We start from the raw sequence: 15011 nt of genomic DNA on the forward strand, positions 1-15011 counted from the left end.
TTCAGCTGGTTTCCGATGTCGGGTTGTCGGCTAGCGGTTTACGGCGTGCGCGTCGATGGCCGCGTAGTACTCCTCGCGGGTGGCAGTGCAGAGGTAGGCGCGTTTGTCGGGGAGGTCGATTTCCTTTTCGATCTTGAAGCCGACCGAGCAGACGAGCTTGAGCATCGCCCGGTGGCGGACGTCGGGCTCGCCGACCACCCGCAGCACCGCGGGGTCGTCGAGCAGGAACTCGACCATGGTCTTGATACCGGCGATGGTGAACCCGGGCACGGGCTCGTCGGTCGGCGCCGCGAGGAAGTGGATCGACTTGTCGCCAGCCTGCGGGGTGTAGACGTCCGGGCCCAGTTCGCTGGCGGGTTCGTACCGCTCGAACAGGCAGGCCGGCTTTCCGTCGTGCATCCCGATGAAGTCCTCGTGGGTCGACCCGGCCGCGATCTCGGAGAACCGCCGTCGCACGTCGTCGAGGCTGTAGTCGAGCATGCCCCAGAACGAGCACTTGGGATTGGTGAGCCAGGAATGCAGCAGCTCCGCGTCCGCGGCGGGGTCCACCGGGCGCAGCGAGACCTCGCCGACCTTTTCGTCTGTGCGCGTGAAGACAAAGTTGCTCATCGGATTGCTGCTTCCATTGGCATGGTCAGGTCGGAAAGGTCGGTGGAGTCGGTGAGCGCGCTGAAGTCCTGGAAGGCGACTCGGCGCTCGATGGGGTAGTACTCGCGGCCCAGCAGCTCGCGGATGATGCAGGAGTTGCGGTAGGCCGCCATGCCGAGGTCCGGGGTGACGAAGCCGTGGGTGTGCAACTCGGCGTTCTGGACGTAGATCTCGTCACCGGCGACGTCGGTGGCGTAGTTGCGGCGCACCGCGAAGCGGCCCTTCGCGTCGAAGGCGACACGGTCGCTGATCGGCGCGAGGAACTCGGGGAGCCGGTTGCTGTAGCCCGTCGCGAGTACCAGTCCGTCGGTGGTGAGCGAGTAGTCCTTGCCCTGTTCCTGCTGGCGAAGGGAAAGCGTGTACTGGCCGGTGGAATCGTTGTGGCCGGCGCCGAGCAACGCGCTATTGGTCAGCAGCCGCGTCGGGCACGGGCCGGTGCGGCTCTTGACGTACAGGAGGTCGAAGATCGCGTCGATCAGCGGCGCGCTGATTCCCTTGTACAGACCCTTTTGCCTTGCCAGCAAGCCCTCGCGGGTGTTCTCCGGCAGGGCGTGGAAGTAGTCCACGTATTCCGGAGAAGTCAGTTCGAGCGTGAGTTTGCTGTAGTCCAGCGGGAAGAACCGCGCTGACCGGGTGACCCAGTTCAACGTGTACGGCTTGGTGTCGATGTCCTGCAGCAGGTCGTAGTACACCTCGGCTGCGCTCTGTCCACTGCCGACGATCGTGATGCTTCGCTTGCGCTGCAACACCTCTTTCGACTGCAGGTAACCCGAGGTGTGCACGGCGTCGCCGCCGACCCCGGCCATTGCCTCGGGGATGTGCGGCGGGGTACCGGTGCCCAGCACGAGCCGCTTGCCGCGGAACTCCCGGTGTGCGCCGGTGGCGGTGACCACCGCGTGCACGACGTACGTCCGGTCCTTGTCGTCGTACTCGACCGCGGTGACGCAGTGTCCGAAGCGGACGTTGTCGAGCTTCGACACCGCCCAGCGGCAGTAGTCGCTGTATTCAGCGCGCAAGGGGAACAGGCTTGTGCGGATGTAGAACGAGTAGAGCCGGCCGGTTTCCTTGAGATAGTTCAAGAACGAGTACGGCGACGTCGGGTCGGCCAGGGTGACCAGGTCGGACATGAACGGCGTCTGCAGCTCGGCAGTCTCCAGCAGCATCCCGGGGTGCCACTCGAACTCCGGCTTGCTGTCGAGGAAGACGCCGTTGAGGTCCTCGATCGGCGCGGTCAGCGCGGCGAGTCCCAGGTTGAACGGGCCGACGCCGATGGCGATGAAATCGTGTGTGGTGCTCAAGATTATCGACTCCTTCTTCGAGTTCGTCAGCTCGCGCGGGATCCGCTGAGTTCGTAGGCATCGGCCAGTTCGGCGGCGTGGGCGGCGAGCAGGTCGAGCACCGTGGCGATGTCGTGCAAGGTGGTACGCGGGTTCAGCAGGGTGAACTTGAGGTAGTGGTGTCCGTCCACTTTGGTGCCGGCCACCATGGCCTCGCCCGAGGCGAACAGCGCAGACCTGGCGTGCAGGTTCGCCCGGTCGCACAGCTCGGGGCTGGCGCCTTCCCACGGGATGTAGCGGAACACCAGGGTGCTGAGCTCCGGTTCGGTGACGACCTCGAAGCGGCTGTCGCTCTGCAGCATCAGCCAGGCGTCGTAGGCGCGGTCGATGACTTCGTCGAACAGCTCGCCGACCGCGTCCGCGCCCATGATCCGCAGTGTCAGCCACAGCTTGAGCGCGTCGAACCGGCGGGTCGTCTGGATGCTCTTGTCGACCTGGTTCGGCGCACCGGTTTTCGCCGAGTGCTTCGGGTTGAGGTAGTCCGCGTGGTAAGTGACGTAGCCGAGCGTCGTGCCGTCGGCGACGAGCAGGGCGCTGGAGCTGACCGGCTGGAAGAACGACTTGTGGAAGTCGACGGTCACCGAGTTCGCGTACTCGATGCCGTCGAGCTTGTGGCGGCGGCGCGAGACCAGCAGTCCGCAGCCGTACGCCGCGTCGACGTGCATCCACACGCCGTACCGCTCGCACAGGTTCGCGATTTCGGGCAGCGGGTCGATGCTGCCGAAGTCGGTGGTTCCGGCGGTGGCCACGACGGCCATCGGGATCAGGCCGTCGGCCAGGCAGTGCGCCAATTCCTGCTGCAGCGCGAGCGGCTGCATCCGGCGTTCGGCATCCGATGCCACCGCGATGACGGCGCCGTCGCCCAGCCCGAGCATCCGAGCCGCCTTGATGACGCTGAAGTGGCTGTTCTCCGAGGCGAAGATCCGCAGTTTCGGCAGGATCGCGATGTCCGGCTCGGTCTCACCGGGCTGCAGGCGTACCCGGCGCAAGGTGTCCTCGCGGGCCACCAGCATCGCCTGCAGGTTGGACTGCGTGCCGCCGCTGGTGAACACGCCGTCGGCGTCCGAGCCGAACCCGATGCGGTCGGTCGTCCAGTCGATGAGGCGCCGCTCGATCAGCGTCCCGCCGACGCTCTGGTCCCAGGTGTCGAGCGAGGAGTTGATCGAGGAAAGGACGGTCTCGCCCAGCAGGGCGGGGATGACGATCGGGCAGTTCAGGTGGGCGAGATAGCGCGGGTGGTGGAAGTACACGGCGTCACGCAGGTAGATGCGCTCCAGCTCGTCCAGTGCCGCGGCCGAGTCGCTCAGCGGCCGCTCGAGGTCGATGCCGCGGATCTCGGGCTCCAGCGCGGCCACGCTGATCCCGGTGGCCGGCCGGTCGACCTTGGCGATTTTGGCGGCCACCCGCTCGGCACCTTCGGCCACGGTGCGGCGATAGTCCTCCGCGGTGACCTCACTGAGCAGATACCGCCTCGGGTCACCGGGCAGCGCTGACTGGCTCAGTTCTTGGGCTCCTTGCTCAAGGAAAGTCATAGCCTTGTCGTCCTCCGAACAGGGTCGACCGCGCCACCGAAACGAATCGGGAAGCGGAAATGGACAATGCGTTAACCGGAAACAGAAGATTCTCTCGGCCGCCCCGAGGCTTTTCCCTTGCGGGGCCTTTCGGTGCCGGTCTCGTTTGTTGCTAAGACCACTAGACACCCGTCTTGAACCCCGGTCAACCATCGTCAACACTGATTCCGGCGGGCGTTCCACGGCGAAATACGGAGGCCGACACGGAGGACTACGGAGACGCGATCGGGGTTACGGAGGTGACAGTGGGTCACTGACACAGTCACTTAAAGTCATAGAAACGGACGTACCTGTTGCTTTGTTTGTTGTTTTACCCGTTTACTGAAAGGTAATATGGGTGCTATGTCGGTTTGTGCCAACGTGCCCGTAGTGAGGGTGCCGAACCGCCGACGAGACTTTCAGTGCTCCGGCGTCACTCGTGGAATTGCGGGAAAATCCGCTTGAATTCCGGGTGGAGGTGAATCGCATTCGGGCGCGCTGCGGCTTTCGAGCCCTCGGGGCCACCCTTGTGGCTTCTAACGCCACAAGGGTGGCCCCGAGGGAACGCCACGACGCCACCAAAGCCCCGCGGATCAGGGGTTCGCGACGCCGCCGGTTTCGAAGAGGCGCGCGAGTTCACGGCGGGAGCGGACGCCGAGTTTGCGGTACGCGGCGGCAAGGTGGCTTTCGACAGTGCGTGTCCCGACGTGCAGGGACTCTGCGGCTTCCCGATTGCTCGCGCCAGCCGCGACGGCTTCCACCACCCGGCGTTCTGCGGCCGTCAGTACTTCGGCCGAGCCGGCGGCACTGATCCGGTCCAGCTCTGCCCGCGCCGCGTCGCGCCAGACGGTCAGGCCACCACTGGCGAAGATCGCCGCGGCACGTTCGATGTCGTCCCTGGTGGACCGCCGGGACCGCCGTTTCAGGTTCACCCGCGCCAGCGCGAGCAGACTGCGGCCCAGTTCGGGGCGCAGCTGACTGAACTCGTGCTCGTCGACGGCCGAAGACAGTAGTTCGGCGGCGCGGTCCAGGTCGCCGGCTTCGGCCGCGCACAGGCCGAGGATCCGCTGCCCGGTGCCACGCAAAGTGCAGCGCTTGCCCCGTTTTCCGGCGGCGACCAACTGTTCGCCGATGGCGATGGCTTCCTCGAGCCTGCCCGCGTAGACCAGTTGCTCGCCCAGGTCGGTGTCCATCCGGTACCGCGCGCCGGTGTCGCGGCTGCCGAACGACTCGGCAGCGTCCCGTGCGCGGGAAAGCAGTTCGACAGCGCGGCCGTGCTCACCGCGTTGCGCGGCCACCAACCCGAGCATGTGGTCGGCGGCCATCCGCCTGGTCCGGTGGGTGGTCGTCGCCCACCCGAGTTTCTCGACCAGGTTCATGACGTCGTCACAACGCCCGGTCGCGAGGAACAGCCGCGCCTTCAGCTGCGCGCGGTGGGTGGGTTCGCAAAACCGCCAGTCCATCGACTCGTCGCTCTCGGCGAGCGCCATCATCGCGGACTCGGCGTCGCCGCCGAGCAGCTGTACCTCGCCCAGCAGCATGCTGAGCAACGAGATGGCGAGGTCGTCGGCGACGGTGCGGGCCTGGTCCAGCCCGGCCGCCAGGATGGCCGTCGCGTCGGCCAGCTCGTCGGTGATGACCAGCCCCTGCGCCCAATGGACGCCGACTGTGGCCGGTGCTCCCGCCTTGCCGGGCGCGGACTCCAGTGCTGTGGCTCGCGCCAGCAGGTCAGCGTCGAGCCCGTCCCCGGAATCGACTTTGACGTCCATCAGCTGGAGGTATGCCTGGTGCGTGCAGTACCCCTCCGGGTCGACCTGCTCGGCGTAGCGGACGGCCAGATGGGCGTGCTCTTCGCGGCGAGTGAAGTCGCCGTAGAACCGGCCGGCGGACTGGGTGTGCAGCAGCGCGAGCCGGCGCGGGTCCCGCTCGTCCGGCCGCTGCGCGCTGGCCAGCACCTGTGAAGCCACGTCCGGGCCGGACAGTAGATAGACCAGACCGGCCAGGATCGGCAGTGCGACCTCCAGCAGCGGGGTTTCCAGCGTCGCGAGGTCGACCGGTCTCAGCAGCTCCGCGGCCCGTTCGAAGTTCGCGACGTCCCGCTGCAGCCGCGCGGCGACGATCCGGCGGCGGTCGATCGCACCGTCCTCGGGACGGGTGAACCGCAGTGCCTGTTCGGCCAGCACCACAGCGTGCGCGGCGGCACCCCGGTTGCGTGCGTGCTCCACGGCCTCGTCGAACGCCGCCGCGACCTCGTGCCGCACCGAGCCGGGGTCGGCTTCGTCGACGGTCAGCGCCATGTGGTGCGCCTTGGCTTCCGGCGAGTCGGCGACTTCGACGAGCCGCCGGTGCAGTTCGAGCTGGCGGCCGGGTGGGAGCGACTTCATGGCCGCGGCCGAGAGCAGCGGATGGCCGGCGACTAGCTTGCCGTCGACCTCGTTGACCACGCCGTCGGCGACGGCCAGATCCAGTGTCCGCACCGGGTCGTCGACCATGTCCGCCAACGCCTTCGCCGCGACTTGGATCGTCGGGCTGCCGAGCGCGGACACCACGCACAGCGCGTCGATCACCTCGGTCCCCAGCGCGCTGACCCGTTCGAACATCATCACCTGGAGGGTGTCCGGGATCGGCATCGGATCGCCGTGCTGGTGGTGCCCGCGCACCCAGGTACCGGCCAGTTCCAAGGCCCAGAACGGATTGCCGAGCGTCGCCGCGCAGATGAGCTCGCTGTCCCCGCGGCTGACCGGCAGGCCGATCCTGGCCTTGACCAAGGTGCGGACTTCCGCGGGTGTCAGCGGCGGCAGCGGAAAGTGCTGTCGTAACAAGAAGATGTCGAGCAGGGCGAGTGGCATCTCGGGCGTTTCGGTGCCGGTGTCGAACGGGCCGCCGGTCCGCATCGACATCAGCAGCCGGACGGGAAGGTCGGACAGTCGCCGCAGCGCGAAAGCAAGCGTTTCCTGGGATGCCGCGTCGGCCCAGCGCAGGTCGTCGATGGCTACCAGCACACTCGACCGTTCCGCGCACCAAATCAGGACGCTCTGCACGGCCATCGCGATGAGCCGGACCGACGGCGGACGCCTCGTCGGGGAGGCTCGCAGCAATGCGACTTCCAGTGCTTCGCGTTGCGGCTCCGGCAAATCGGGGAGAACCTCGTCGATGACGTCGGCGAGCAGATCTCCCAGTACTACATAGGGCATGGACGATTCGGCCTCCACCGCGGCAGCCGCCAGCACGCGGATTCCCGATGAGCGGGCCAGTTTCACTCCCTCAGCCCACAGCGTCGACTTGCCGATACCGGCTTCGCCGGTGAGCAACACCGCGTCGGACGAACCTCCTCGCACAGTGGCCGCCCAGTGAACCCGAGCGCGTACTTCTTCCCGATCACGCGAAGCCGAGACCTGTCCCAGGTCAGTCGGTTTCATGCGCACCCCTCCCCGAGCCGGTGGATTGATCCTACGACCGAACGATCGGTGCGCGACCCCGCTGTTGTCGTCAATGGGCCAAAAAATTGCCCCTTAATACCTTCCTGCCACTTTCAGGTGAACGGTCGCGGAGAACCATTCGTGTAGTCGTCTGCCGATGGCCAGCAACGACGGGAAGGCCCCCTCGGCGACGTCTCGTGCCGCCGAGGGGGCCTCCCGATTGGTGAATTCACTCAGTGTTCAGCGGGGGCTTTTCCCGGTGTGGCACTGGTTCTGCGTACGACGGTGGCCAAGATCAGGGCGATGGAACCCGCCGCGAGAAGCCCGAGCGTCACTACGTTGAGCAGTTTGTCGACGGTGTCGTACATGTCGAGATGCTGGAAGTGATAGGTCATGTGTAGAACGTTGAAGGTCAGCCAGCCGAACCCGGCCGTGCGGACGAGGACGTCGTTGTGCACGTAGCGCAACGCGATCAGGCTCAACACGGTCAGCGCCAGGAACATGGCGCCCGCGTCCTTGGCGAGGTGCTCGTTGTACGGGCCGAGCGGGGGCAGCCAACTGCGGCCGAACCCGGGAAAGTGTTCGTACCACGGCTGCGGCGCGAAGTATGCCCAGAAGCCCGTGTAGGCGCCCGCGAGGGCGAGGCCGGTTAGTAGTAAGCGGCGGAGTGTGGCATTCATACCCGTCAGACGAGGCAGCGTCCGCCGATGTGACAACCCCGGAGCGTGACATTTCGGCGGGCCTTTTCGACCGGCAGCCGTCAAGAAATCAGAAATACGAAAGGACTCAACCACCGCAACTCGCCGTCGAGTTGCGATCGTGGGTTACACCAACCACCGCAACTCGCCGTCGAGTTGCGGGCTGAAGGTCGGTCGGGGTGGCTGGGTGGTGTCGGTGTGGCTGGTGGGGTTCTTGAGGTCAGCGGGTGTGGTCGGCTGGTGGTGACTGTGGGACTCGTCGGCTTGAACGTGGGACTCGCCGGGCCGGAGTGTGGGACTCGCCGACGTGCTGTGCGAGTCCCACGTTCAGCGAGGGCGAGCCCCACAGTCAGACCGGCGAGTCCCACACCCAGCTCCGGACACCGGCTTCCGCCGTACACCGACACGACTCGGCCGGCCTTCGCGCCCGCCAGGGACTCCCCGTCCGCCCCAGTCCTTGCTGCGGTAAAACGCAGCCAGTGCACATTAACCAGCACCCACACATACGACCGAAGAGCCACAAAAGTGCCAGTCCTGGGCGGGAGGCCGCGCTAGCTCGCGCGGTGCCAGGTGAGGGTGACGATCGTGCCCGGGGTGTGTGCGTGTTCTGCGGCCAGGACGAGGTGTCCGTTCTCCTCGAACCGGGCGTCGCGGGTCTGTGTGGACCCCGTCGGATACCCGGGCGTCCCGGCTTCGACGTCGTGCAGCACCTGGGTGCCGATGATCCGGACGCGTCCGGCGTAGGCGACCATGGCCCGCCCTTCGACGGGCTCGATCGTGGCGGACACGAACCCGCCGGCGGTGTAGAACAGCAGTCCGCGCGGGTCGGGCCCGTAGGGCCGGGCCACCGTGCCGTCGGGCGCGGCGGCGGTCACCTCGTGGAGGCGCCATACGCCGACCAAGTCGTCCAGTTTGATCACAGTCACCCGTCCTTCTTACCGGACCGGGGCGAAAGCGACTTCACCAGTCAGGAACGCCGACCGGACGGCGGACGCCAGGGTGGGGCAGCCGCTCGGGCGCCTCACCCTCGCAGTCGGGGCGGAACTCGAAATGCCACCACTCGTTGTCGTACCTGCGATAGAGGTCGTGCCGGTCGCCGTGCACCTCGAGCCACCGCGCGCCTTCTGTCGGTCGAACGTCCATAGCGATACCCCTTACGTGGGTGGATTCCTCGGCCGGCAGGACATGAGTCCGGGCGGCGTCGACCGAACCGGTCCGGCGGACTTCGTCGGCGAACATCCGGTGCTGCTCGGCGGCGTCCCGGTGCCCCGACGTGAGCCCGATCAACTGGCCGTCCCGCCAGAACGCCTCGGCGCGCGCTTCGGTGAACGCGATCCGGGCCGCCCGGTCGAGCCCGCTGAGGTTCTCGGCCGGGAACCGCAGACCCAACGCCCACTGGCAGGCGAAAAAGCGGGCGCGGCCGGGTTCGTGCAGGAAGGCGATCGGCAGCAGCACTACGGCGAGCACCCGGGTGAGAAGTTCGAAGACGTGGTCGCGCGGCCGGTCCGTCGAGACAGCGAGTTCGTTCATGAAGTCCACTGTCGACAGTGCGTGTTCCGGCCGGTGCCCCGCTCGGTCATCGGCGCGCGCTGACTGTGTAACAGCTCTGTAAGCAGAGCCCCGGTCCGCGGACTGTGACACAACGATGACATTCCGCGGACGGGCCCGGTACGCGCGCGGCGGATGATCGATCAAGTGCCTTCGGAACCCTTGTCCTCGACCGCCGACCCCGCCGACCCCGCCGACCCCATGGTGAACAGGCGGACCGCGCCCCGCGCTGCGATAGTTGGCGGCATGGCGCGGGTATTGCTGATCGAAGACGACCAGGCCGTGCGCGACGGCCTGCAGATGGCGTTGACCCGCCAGGGGTACGCGGTGGACGCCGAGGAAACCGGTGAGCAGGGCTTGGCCCGGCTGGCCGTCGAGCCTGCCGACGTCGTGGTGCTCGACCTCATGCTGCCCGGGATCGACGGCTTCGAGGTCTGCCGCCGGATCCGGGCCGGCGGTGACCTGCCCATCATCATGCTCACCGCCCGTAACGACGACATCGACGTCGTCGCCGGGCTCGAAGCGGGCGCGGACGACTACGTGGTCAAGCCTGTGCGGGCCAGGGTGCTGGAAGCGCGTATTCGTGCCGTGCTGCGCCGCACCGGCGGTGAGTCGCGGACGAGTGCCGGGCAGCAGCCCGGGCCGGAGCGACACGGTGAGCTGGCCATCGACCGGTCCGGTCTCGCGGTCACGATGGGCGGGAAGCCGATCAGCCTCGCTCCGACCGAGCTGCGGCTGCTCCTCGAACTGTCCAGCGCGCCCGGCCGCGTGATGAGCCGCCAGCACCTGCTCGAAGCGGTCTGGGAGCACGGCTACCTCGGCGACTCGCGGCTCGTGGACGCGTGCGTCCAGCGGCTTCGCTCGAAGCTCGGCGACGATTCGGCCGCGCCGGTTTATGTGCAGACGGTGCGAGGGTTCGGCTACCGGTTCGGGCCCTTATGACGTCGGCCCCGAGGGGATGGCGGCGGGTTTTCGGGTGGGTGTGGGGGCTGCGTGCCCGGCTGATGCTTGCCTTTGTGCTGCTTGGCGTGGTCACCGCGGTGGCTGTCGCCGGGTACATCTACATCGACGCGCGGACCGTCATTCTGAAGAAGGCCCAGGACTCGGCGGTCGTGACGCTGACCGACAAGGTCAAGCGCATGTTCCCGATCGGGGAGCTGCCGCCGTCGCAAGCGAAGCTCGACGAGATCGCGGGCGAGTTGAGCGACCGCGACGACGACCCCGTCGTCCTCTACGGCACGAGGAAGTCCGCGTACGGCCCCGACCCTGCGATCTTCCCCCAGACTCTGCGAAACGCCGTCCGCGGCGGCCATGTCGCGTGGCAGCGCATTTCCTTGCGCGGCTCGCCGTTCCTGGTCATCGGCACGGAAATGGTGTTCACCGGAGCCGACGGCACCACGCAGGCGGACGCGCTGGAGATCTATTCGGTGCGCAGCCTGCTCCCCGAACAGGACAGCATCGACGAACTTGCCCGCAGGGCAGCGGTAGCGGGCGGAGCAGCCCTGGTGTTTGCCGTGCTATTGGCGCTGTTGGCGGCCAGAGGCGTGCTGCGGCCCGTGCGTGAGCTCGACAAGGCGGCTCACCGGCTGGGCGAAGGGGACCTCTCGACACGACTGCGTGTCCGAGGTTCCGATGAGCTGGCCAGGGTGTCCGGGACGTTCAACAACACGGCCGACGCGCTGGAGCGGCAGGTCAGCGAGCTGCGCCGGATGGAGTCCGACGCCAGGCGGTTCGTGGCGGACGTGTCGCACGAGCTGCGCACCCCGCTGGCCGCGATGACCGCGGTCGCCGACGTCCTCGAGGAGGAAGCCGCCGGCCTGCCCGGGGACGCCGGCCAGGCCGCGCGGCAGGTCAGCCAGGAGACGCACAACCTGAACCGGCTGGTGAACGACCTCATCGAGGTCTCGCGGTTCGACTCCGGAACGGCCGGGCTTCTGCTCGACGAGGTCGACGTCGCCGACGCCGTCAGCGCGAGTTTGCACGCGCGGGGCTGGTCGGAGTCGGTGGCCGCCGACCTGCCGGCCGGGGTCATGGCACGCCTGGATCCGAGACGGTTGGACGTCGTCGTCGCGAACCTGGTCGGCAATGCCCTGCGTCACGGCGCTCCGCCGGTGTCGTTGCGGCTGCGGGGCGAGCCGGACTGGGTCACGATCGAAGTCTCTGACGAGGGCACAGGGCTCGATCCGCATGTGCTGCCAAGGGTGTTCGACCGGTTCTACAAGGCGGACACGGCCAGGACACGGTCCGAGGGCAGCGGGCTCGGCCTCGCGATCGCGTGGGAGAACGCGCGGTTGCACAGCGATGGCGAGCGCACCGGAAGCTTGGTTGCCGCCAACCGTGACAGCGGGGGAGCGATGTTCACGCTTCGCCTACCGCGCCAGGCGAGGTCGCACGACGGCCCAGGAGGAGGACAGTGACCGCGAAAAGAATGCTGGTCGCCGGATTTATGCTGCTCGCGGCCCTGCTCGCCGGCTGTGGGGTCCAGCCCAGCGGGGTCATCAAAGGTGATCTCGCGCCGCAAGGACCGGCTGAAGGGGCGAGGCTCTACTTCGTGCAGAACATGCGGTTGACCATGGTGTTGCGGCCGACCAACCAGGAGCTGTCGCCGTCCGCCGCACTTGACCTGCTGGCCGGGGGCCCGGACTCCGACGAACAGAATCTGGGCTTCAGCACCGACATCCCGGCGGGGGTCGGGCTGCGGGGCATCTTCGCGGACGGGCCTGGGCAGGTGATGATCTTGCTGTCCACGGACGTCGCCGCGCTGTCCGCCACCGCCGTCGACCAGCTTGTCTGCACCGTGCGAGGGGCCGGTGGGTCACAGTCTCAGCCCCCGGGCCCCGCCACCGTCGTCCTCTCCGACGGCGGCCGGACGCGCGGCCCCCAAAGCTGCCCGCTGTTCAGCTGAGCTAGAGCGCGAGGGAGGCGGCGACGGGGAGGTGGTCGCTGCCGGTGGCGGGCAGGGTCCAAGCCGCGAGCGGACGCACACCGTGGACGAAGATCTGGTCGATTCGGGTCATCGGGAAAGCGGACGGCCAGGTGAAGCCGAAACCGTCGCCTGCCTCATCTTGGGCGGACCGCATGCGCGAGGTGATCGGGGCCAGCGCCCGGTCGTCGGTGCTGCCGTTGAAGTCGCCGACCACGACGGTGCGGCCGGCCGGGCCCGCGCTGATCGCGTCCGCGAGCAGGCCGAGCGCGGTGTTCCGCTCGTCCGTGGTGAACCCGCTGTCGACCCGGACCCGCACGGACGGCAGATGCGCGACGAACACCGTCAGCGGCCCCTTCGGTGTGTCCACAGTGGTCCGCAGCGCGCGGGTCCACGGCATGATGTGGACCGGCCGGGTGTCGTGGATCGGGTAGGTACTCCAGATTCCGACGGTCCCCTGCACGGAGTGGTACGCGTACGACCCGGCCAGTGCGTCCTCGTACGACCGCACCGCCGAGCCGCTCAACTCCTCCAGCGCGACCACCTGCGCGCCGGACGCCGCGAGTGACCGGGCGGTGCCGGCCGGGTCGGGGTTCGCGTCGTTGACGTTGTGGCTGACGATGGTGAGATCGCCGTGGCCCGGCGACCGTGTGTCGGCGAGGTGCCCGCCGAACAGCACGATCCAGACGATCGTGGGGACCAGCAGTACGACGAGTGCGAGCGCGGATCGGCGGAACAGCGCGAGAACCAGGAGCAGCGGCACGAAAACCCCGACCCATGGCAGGATCGTCTCCAGGAGGCTGCCGAGGTTGCCGACCCAATTCGGCACCAGACCGTGGCCGGCGAGCACGAGCGCGGTCAGCACGGCGAACCCGGCCAACACCTTGCCGCGCCGCCAGATTCCGGCTTGCCAGGCTTCAGTCTGTCGCTGTTCGGCGGTCGTGGTCATCGGACTCCCGTCGACGACTGCAACGCCTGCTGGATTCCGTCGATCAGCTTCTGGCTGGCGTTGAGCGCGACATCGAGGCCTTCGCCGGGCGACTGCCCCGAGTTCTGGTGCAGGACGACGCCGAGGATCAGCCGCGTGCCGGTACCGGTCTGGGCCTCCGCCGCCCACATCAGCGCGCCGCCGGCGGCCGTGGTGGAACCGGTTTTGATGCCGATCACCCCGGAGCGTCCGAGCAGGGTGTTCGTGTTGGTGACCGTGCCGGGAACGCCGTCGATCTTGACGCGCTGGGTGGCGACGATCGTGCGGAAGACGTCGTTCTTCATCACCGCGCGGGCCAGCAGGAGCTGGTCGGCGGCGGTGCTGGTGGTCGAGTCCTCGACGCCGCTGGCGCCGGTGTACTCGGTCCGGCTCATCCCGAGCTCGGCGGCCGCGTGGTTCATCTTCGTGACGAAGGTGTCCTGGCTGCCGGCGTCCCACCGGGAGAGCAGGCGGGCGATGTTGTTTCCTGACGGGATCAGCATGAGTTCCACTAGCTCGCGCTCGCTCAGCAGCTGCCCGGCCCGCACCGGTGCCGACGACTGGTCGGTGCCGGTCGATTCATCCTGGGCCCGCGCGTCGACCGTGATCTCCGGCCCCGATTCACCGGCGGCCAGCGGGTGGTCGGTGAGTACGACGTACGCGGTCATCACCTTGGCGACGCTCGCGATCGGCACCGGCGTCTGCGCACCCTGGGTACCGAGGCTGCCGAGCCCTTCGACCTCCGCCGCCGACTGCCCGTCTGCCGGCCACGGGATGGCCAACCGCAGCGTCGCGTCGACCGCCGTCGCCCGGCCGGGAACGGTGCGGCCGAACAGGTACCAGCCGCCCGCGGCCGCGATGACCAGCAGCACCGCGGCGACCAGCACGGCGATACGCGGCCCCGAAGACTTGGTGCGCGGCTGCTGGGCGAGGACGGAGGTCGGCTGCATGGAATTCCTTCAGGTGGTCTGGGTGCGCCGGATGCGTACCCAGACCACCTTTCGCGACCGACTTCTCCATCCCGTGCCCGAAGTTCGACAGTTCTGTACTGAATTCGCGTGCTCGGTGCGGCTCGGGTTACGCCGGTTTGGGGAGGAGACAGCCGGGTAGGTGGAGATCGAGGCGGTTACCGGGGGCCACACAGGTGGTGATCCAGTACGTCTGCGTGCCGTACCCGATTCCCTTGTGGACGGTGATGGTGCCTTCACGGTCCATTTCGCACGGGCTGTCCTCGGTACACATGCCGCCGGCCCGGTTGCTGGTGTTGTTGATGCCGACGACCTTGCCGCTGGCCTTGTCGACGATCGGGGATCCCGAGGTTCCGGCGCCGGTGTCGCAGGACGGCGTGTAACGGATGACGTCCTTCGTCACGTACGTGGCTTCCAGCACGCGGTAGGCGAATGTGTCGATCTTGCAGGAGTAGGTCTGCTGTAGCCCGCCCGAAATCACGGTGATGTCCGTGCCGGGAACCGGTCGTGTGCTGGAGAGTTCGAGTGCGCGCACGTGGTATTGGCGCTCGAGCCGCGCATAGGTGTTGTCCACTTGGAACAGTGTGACGTCGGTGCCGGTCATGCTGACGTAGAGGGCGTTTGACGCTTGGAGTGAGGCGACCCGATTTCCGGTGGAATCAAGCAGGTTGAAGTACTTGTTCGTCGGTTGGTTGATGAGCACCTCGTCCGGGATCGGCCACGTGCCACCGAAGCAGTGCCCGTTGGTGAGGACGAACGCCTTGTCGGTGTCGGCCGAGTTCGCGGTCCGCACCAGCGATCCGGAACAGCCGTGCAGGTCCAGGGTGCCGGCGAAGTTCGCGGCCGGTGGCGCTGTGGCGGCGCCGGCGGTGCCTGCCGAGCTGGTCAGGGCGGCGCCCAGTAGCACTGCCCCGAGCACGCCGATCAGTCGTTTGATCATGGGAAGTCCTTTC

13 protein-coding genes are annotated in these 15011 nt (G+C 67.7%); 3 read left to right on the top strand and 10 right to left on the bottom strand.

All coding sequences use genetic code 11. The annotated features are described in order from the left end of the window. Window positions 1–30: 30 nt before the first annotated feature. From JWQ81_RS11200 to vanY-N, 7 genes are all read right to left on the bottom strand, one after another. Window positions 31–609, bottom strand: coding sequence for a GNAT family N-acetyltransferase (locus JWQ81_RS11200; protein ID WP_297540367.1), 579 nt, complete (start codon window positions 607–609; stop codon window positions 31–33). After that, a complete protein-coding gene (locus JWQ81_RS11205) occupies window positions 606–1946 on the bottom strand; it encodes a lysine N(6)-hydroxylase/L-ornithine N(5)-oxygenase family protein (protein ID WP_297540368.1) in 1341 nt (446 codons plus the stop codon). Before JWQ81_RS11205 ends, JWQ81_RS11200 begins: the two co-directional genes overlap by 4 nt. A gap of 26 nt (window positions 1947–1972) precedes the next feature. Next, the gene (locus JWQ81_RS11210) at window positions 1973–3517 is read right to left on the bottom strand and encodes an aspartate aminotransferase family protein (RefSeq protein ID WP_297540369.1); all 1545 of its coding nucleotides are present in this window, start codon (window positions 3515–3517) and stop codon (window positions 1973–1975) included. Window positions 3518–4128: 611 nt separating this feature from the next. Next, complete coding sequence (locus tag JWQ81_RS11215; protein ID WP_297540370.1) at window positions 4129–6954, bottom strand: AAA family ATPase; 2826 nt, start codon at window positions 6952–6954, stop codon at window positions 4129–4131. A gap of 233 nt (window positions 6955–7187) precedes the next feature. Then, window positions 7188–7634, bottom strand: a complete 447-nt coding sequence (locus tag JWQ81_RS11220; protein WP_297540371.1) for a hypothetical protein — start codon at window positions 7632–7634, stop codon at window positions 7188–7190. 569 nt (window positions 7635–8203) lie between these two features. Then, the gene (locus JWQ81_RS11225; protein WP_297540372.1) at window positions 8204–8578 is read right to left on the bottom strand and encodes a lipocalin-like domain-containing protein; all 375 of its coding nucleotides are present in this window, start codon (window positions 8576–8578) and stop codon (window positions 8204–8206) included. A gap of 34 nt (window positions 8579–8612) precedes the next feature. Next, on the bottom strand, window positions 8613–9182 hold the full coding sequence (gene vanY-N / locus JWQ81_RS11230; RefSeq protein WP_297540373.1) for a D,D-peptidase/D,D-carboxypeptidase VanY-N: 570 nt from the start codon (window positions 9180–9182) through the stop codon (window positions 8613–8615). A gap of 264 nt (window positions 9183–9446) precedes the next feature. Here vanY-N and JWQ81_RS11235 point away from each other — a divergent pair, with 264 nt between their 5' ends. From JWQ81_RS11235 to JWQ81_RS11245, 3 genes are read left to right on the top strand one after another with little or no spacing between them, the layout of a single operon-like run. Next, a complete protein-coding gene (locus JWQ81_RS11235; RefSeq protein ID WP_297540435.1) occupies window positions 9447–10142 on the top strand; it encodes a response regulator transcription factor in 696 nt (231 codons plus the stop codon). Between the two features lie 38 nt (window positions 10143–10180). Next, a complete protein-coding gene (locus JWQ81_RS11240) occupies window positions 10181–11617 on the top strand; it encodes a HAMP domain-containing sensor histidine kinase (protein WP_297540374.1) in 1437 nt (478 codons plus the stop codon). Continuing rightward, window positions 11614–12105, top strand: a complete 492-nt coding sequence (locus JWQ81_RS11245) for a hypothetical protein (RefSeq protein WP_297540375.1) — start codon at window positions 11614–11616, stop codon at window positions 12103–12105. The genes JWQ81_RS11240 and JWQ81_RS11245 overlap by 4 nt, the downstream gene beginning before the upstream one ends. A 1-nt stretch (window position 12106) precedes the next feature. Here JWQ81_RS11245 and JWQ81_RS11250 read toward each other — a convergent pair whose 3' ends face one another. The 3 genes from JWQ81_RS11250 to JWQ81_RS11260 all read right to left on the bottom strand — a co-directional run bounded on the left by JWQ81_RS11250 (window position 12107) and on the right by JWQ81_RS11260 (window position 14998). Then, complete coding sequence (locus JWQ81_RS11250) at window positions 12107–13072, bottom strand: endonuclease/exonuclease/phosphatase family protein (protein WP_297540376.1); 966 nt, start codon at window positions 13070–13072, stop codon at window positions 12107–12109. After that, the gene (locus JWQ81_RS11255) at window positions 13069–14040 is read right to left on the bottom strand and encodes a D-alanyl-D-alanine carboxypeptidase family protein (RefSeq protein WP_297540377.1); all 972 of its coding nucleotides are present in this window, start codon (window positions 14038–14040) and stop codon (window positions 13069–13071) included. Before JWQ81_RS11255 ends, JWQ81_RS11250 begins: the two co-directional genes overlap by 4 nt. Window positions 14041–14167: 127 nt before the next feature. Next, window positions 14168–14998: a serine protease gene (locus JWQ81_RS11260; RefSeq protein WP_297540378.1), complete on the bottom strand. Its 831-nt coding sequence runs from the start codon at window positions 14996–14998 to the stop codon at window positions 14168–14170. Window positions 14999–15011 lie beyond the last annotated feature (13 nt).

This window comes from Amycolatopsis sp. (assembly GCF_025464955.1).
In the GTDB taxonomy this organism is placed as follows: Bacteria; Actinomycetota; Actinomycetes; order Mycobacteriales; family Pseudonocardiaceae; genus Amycolatopsis.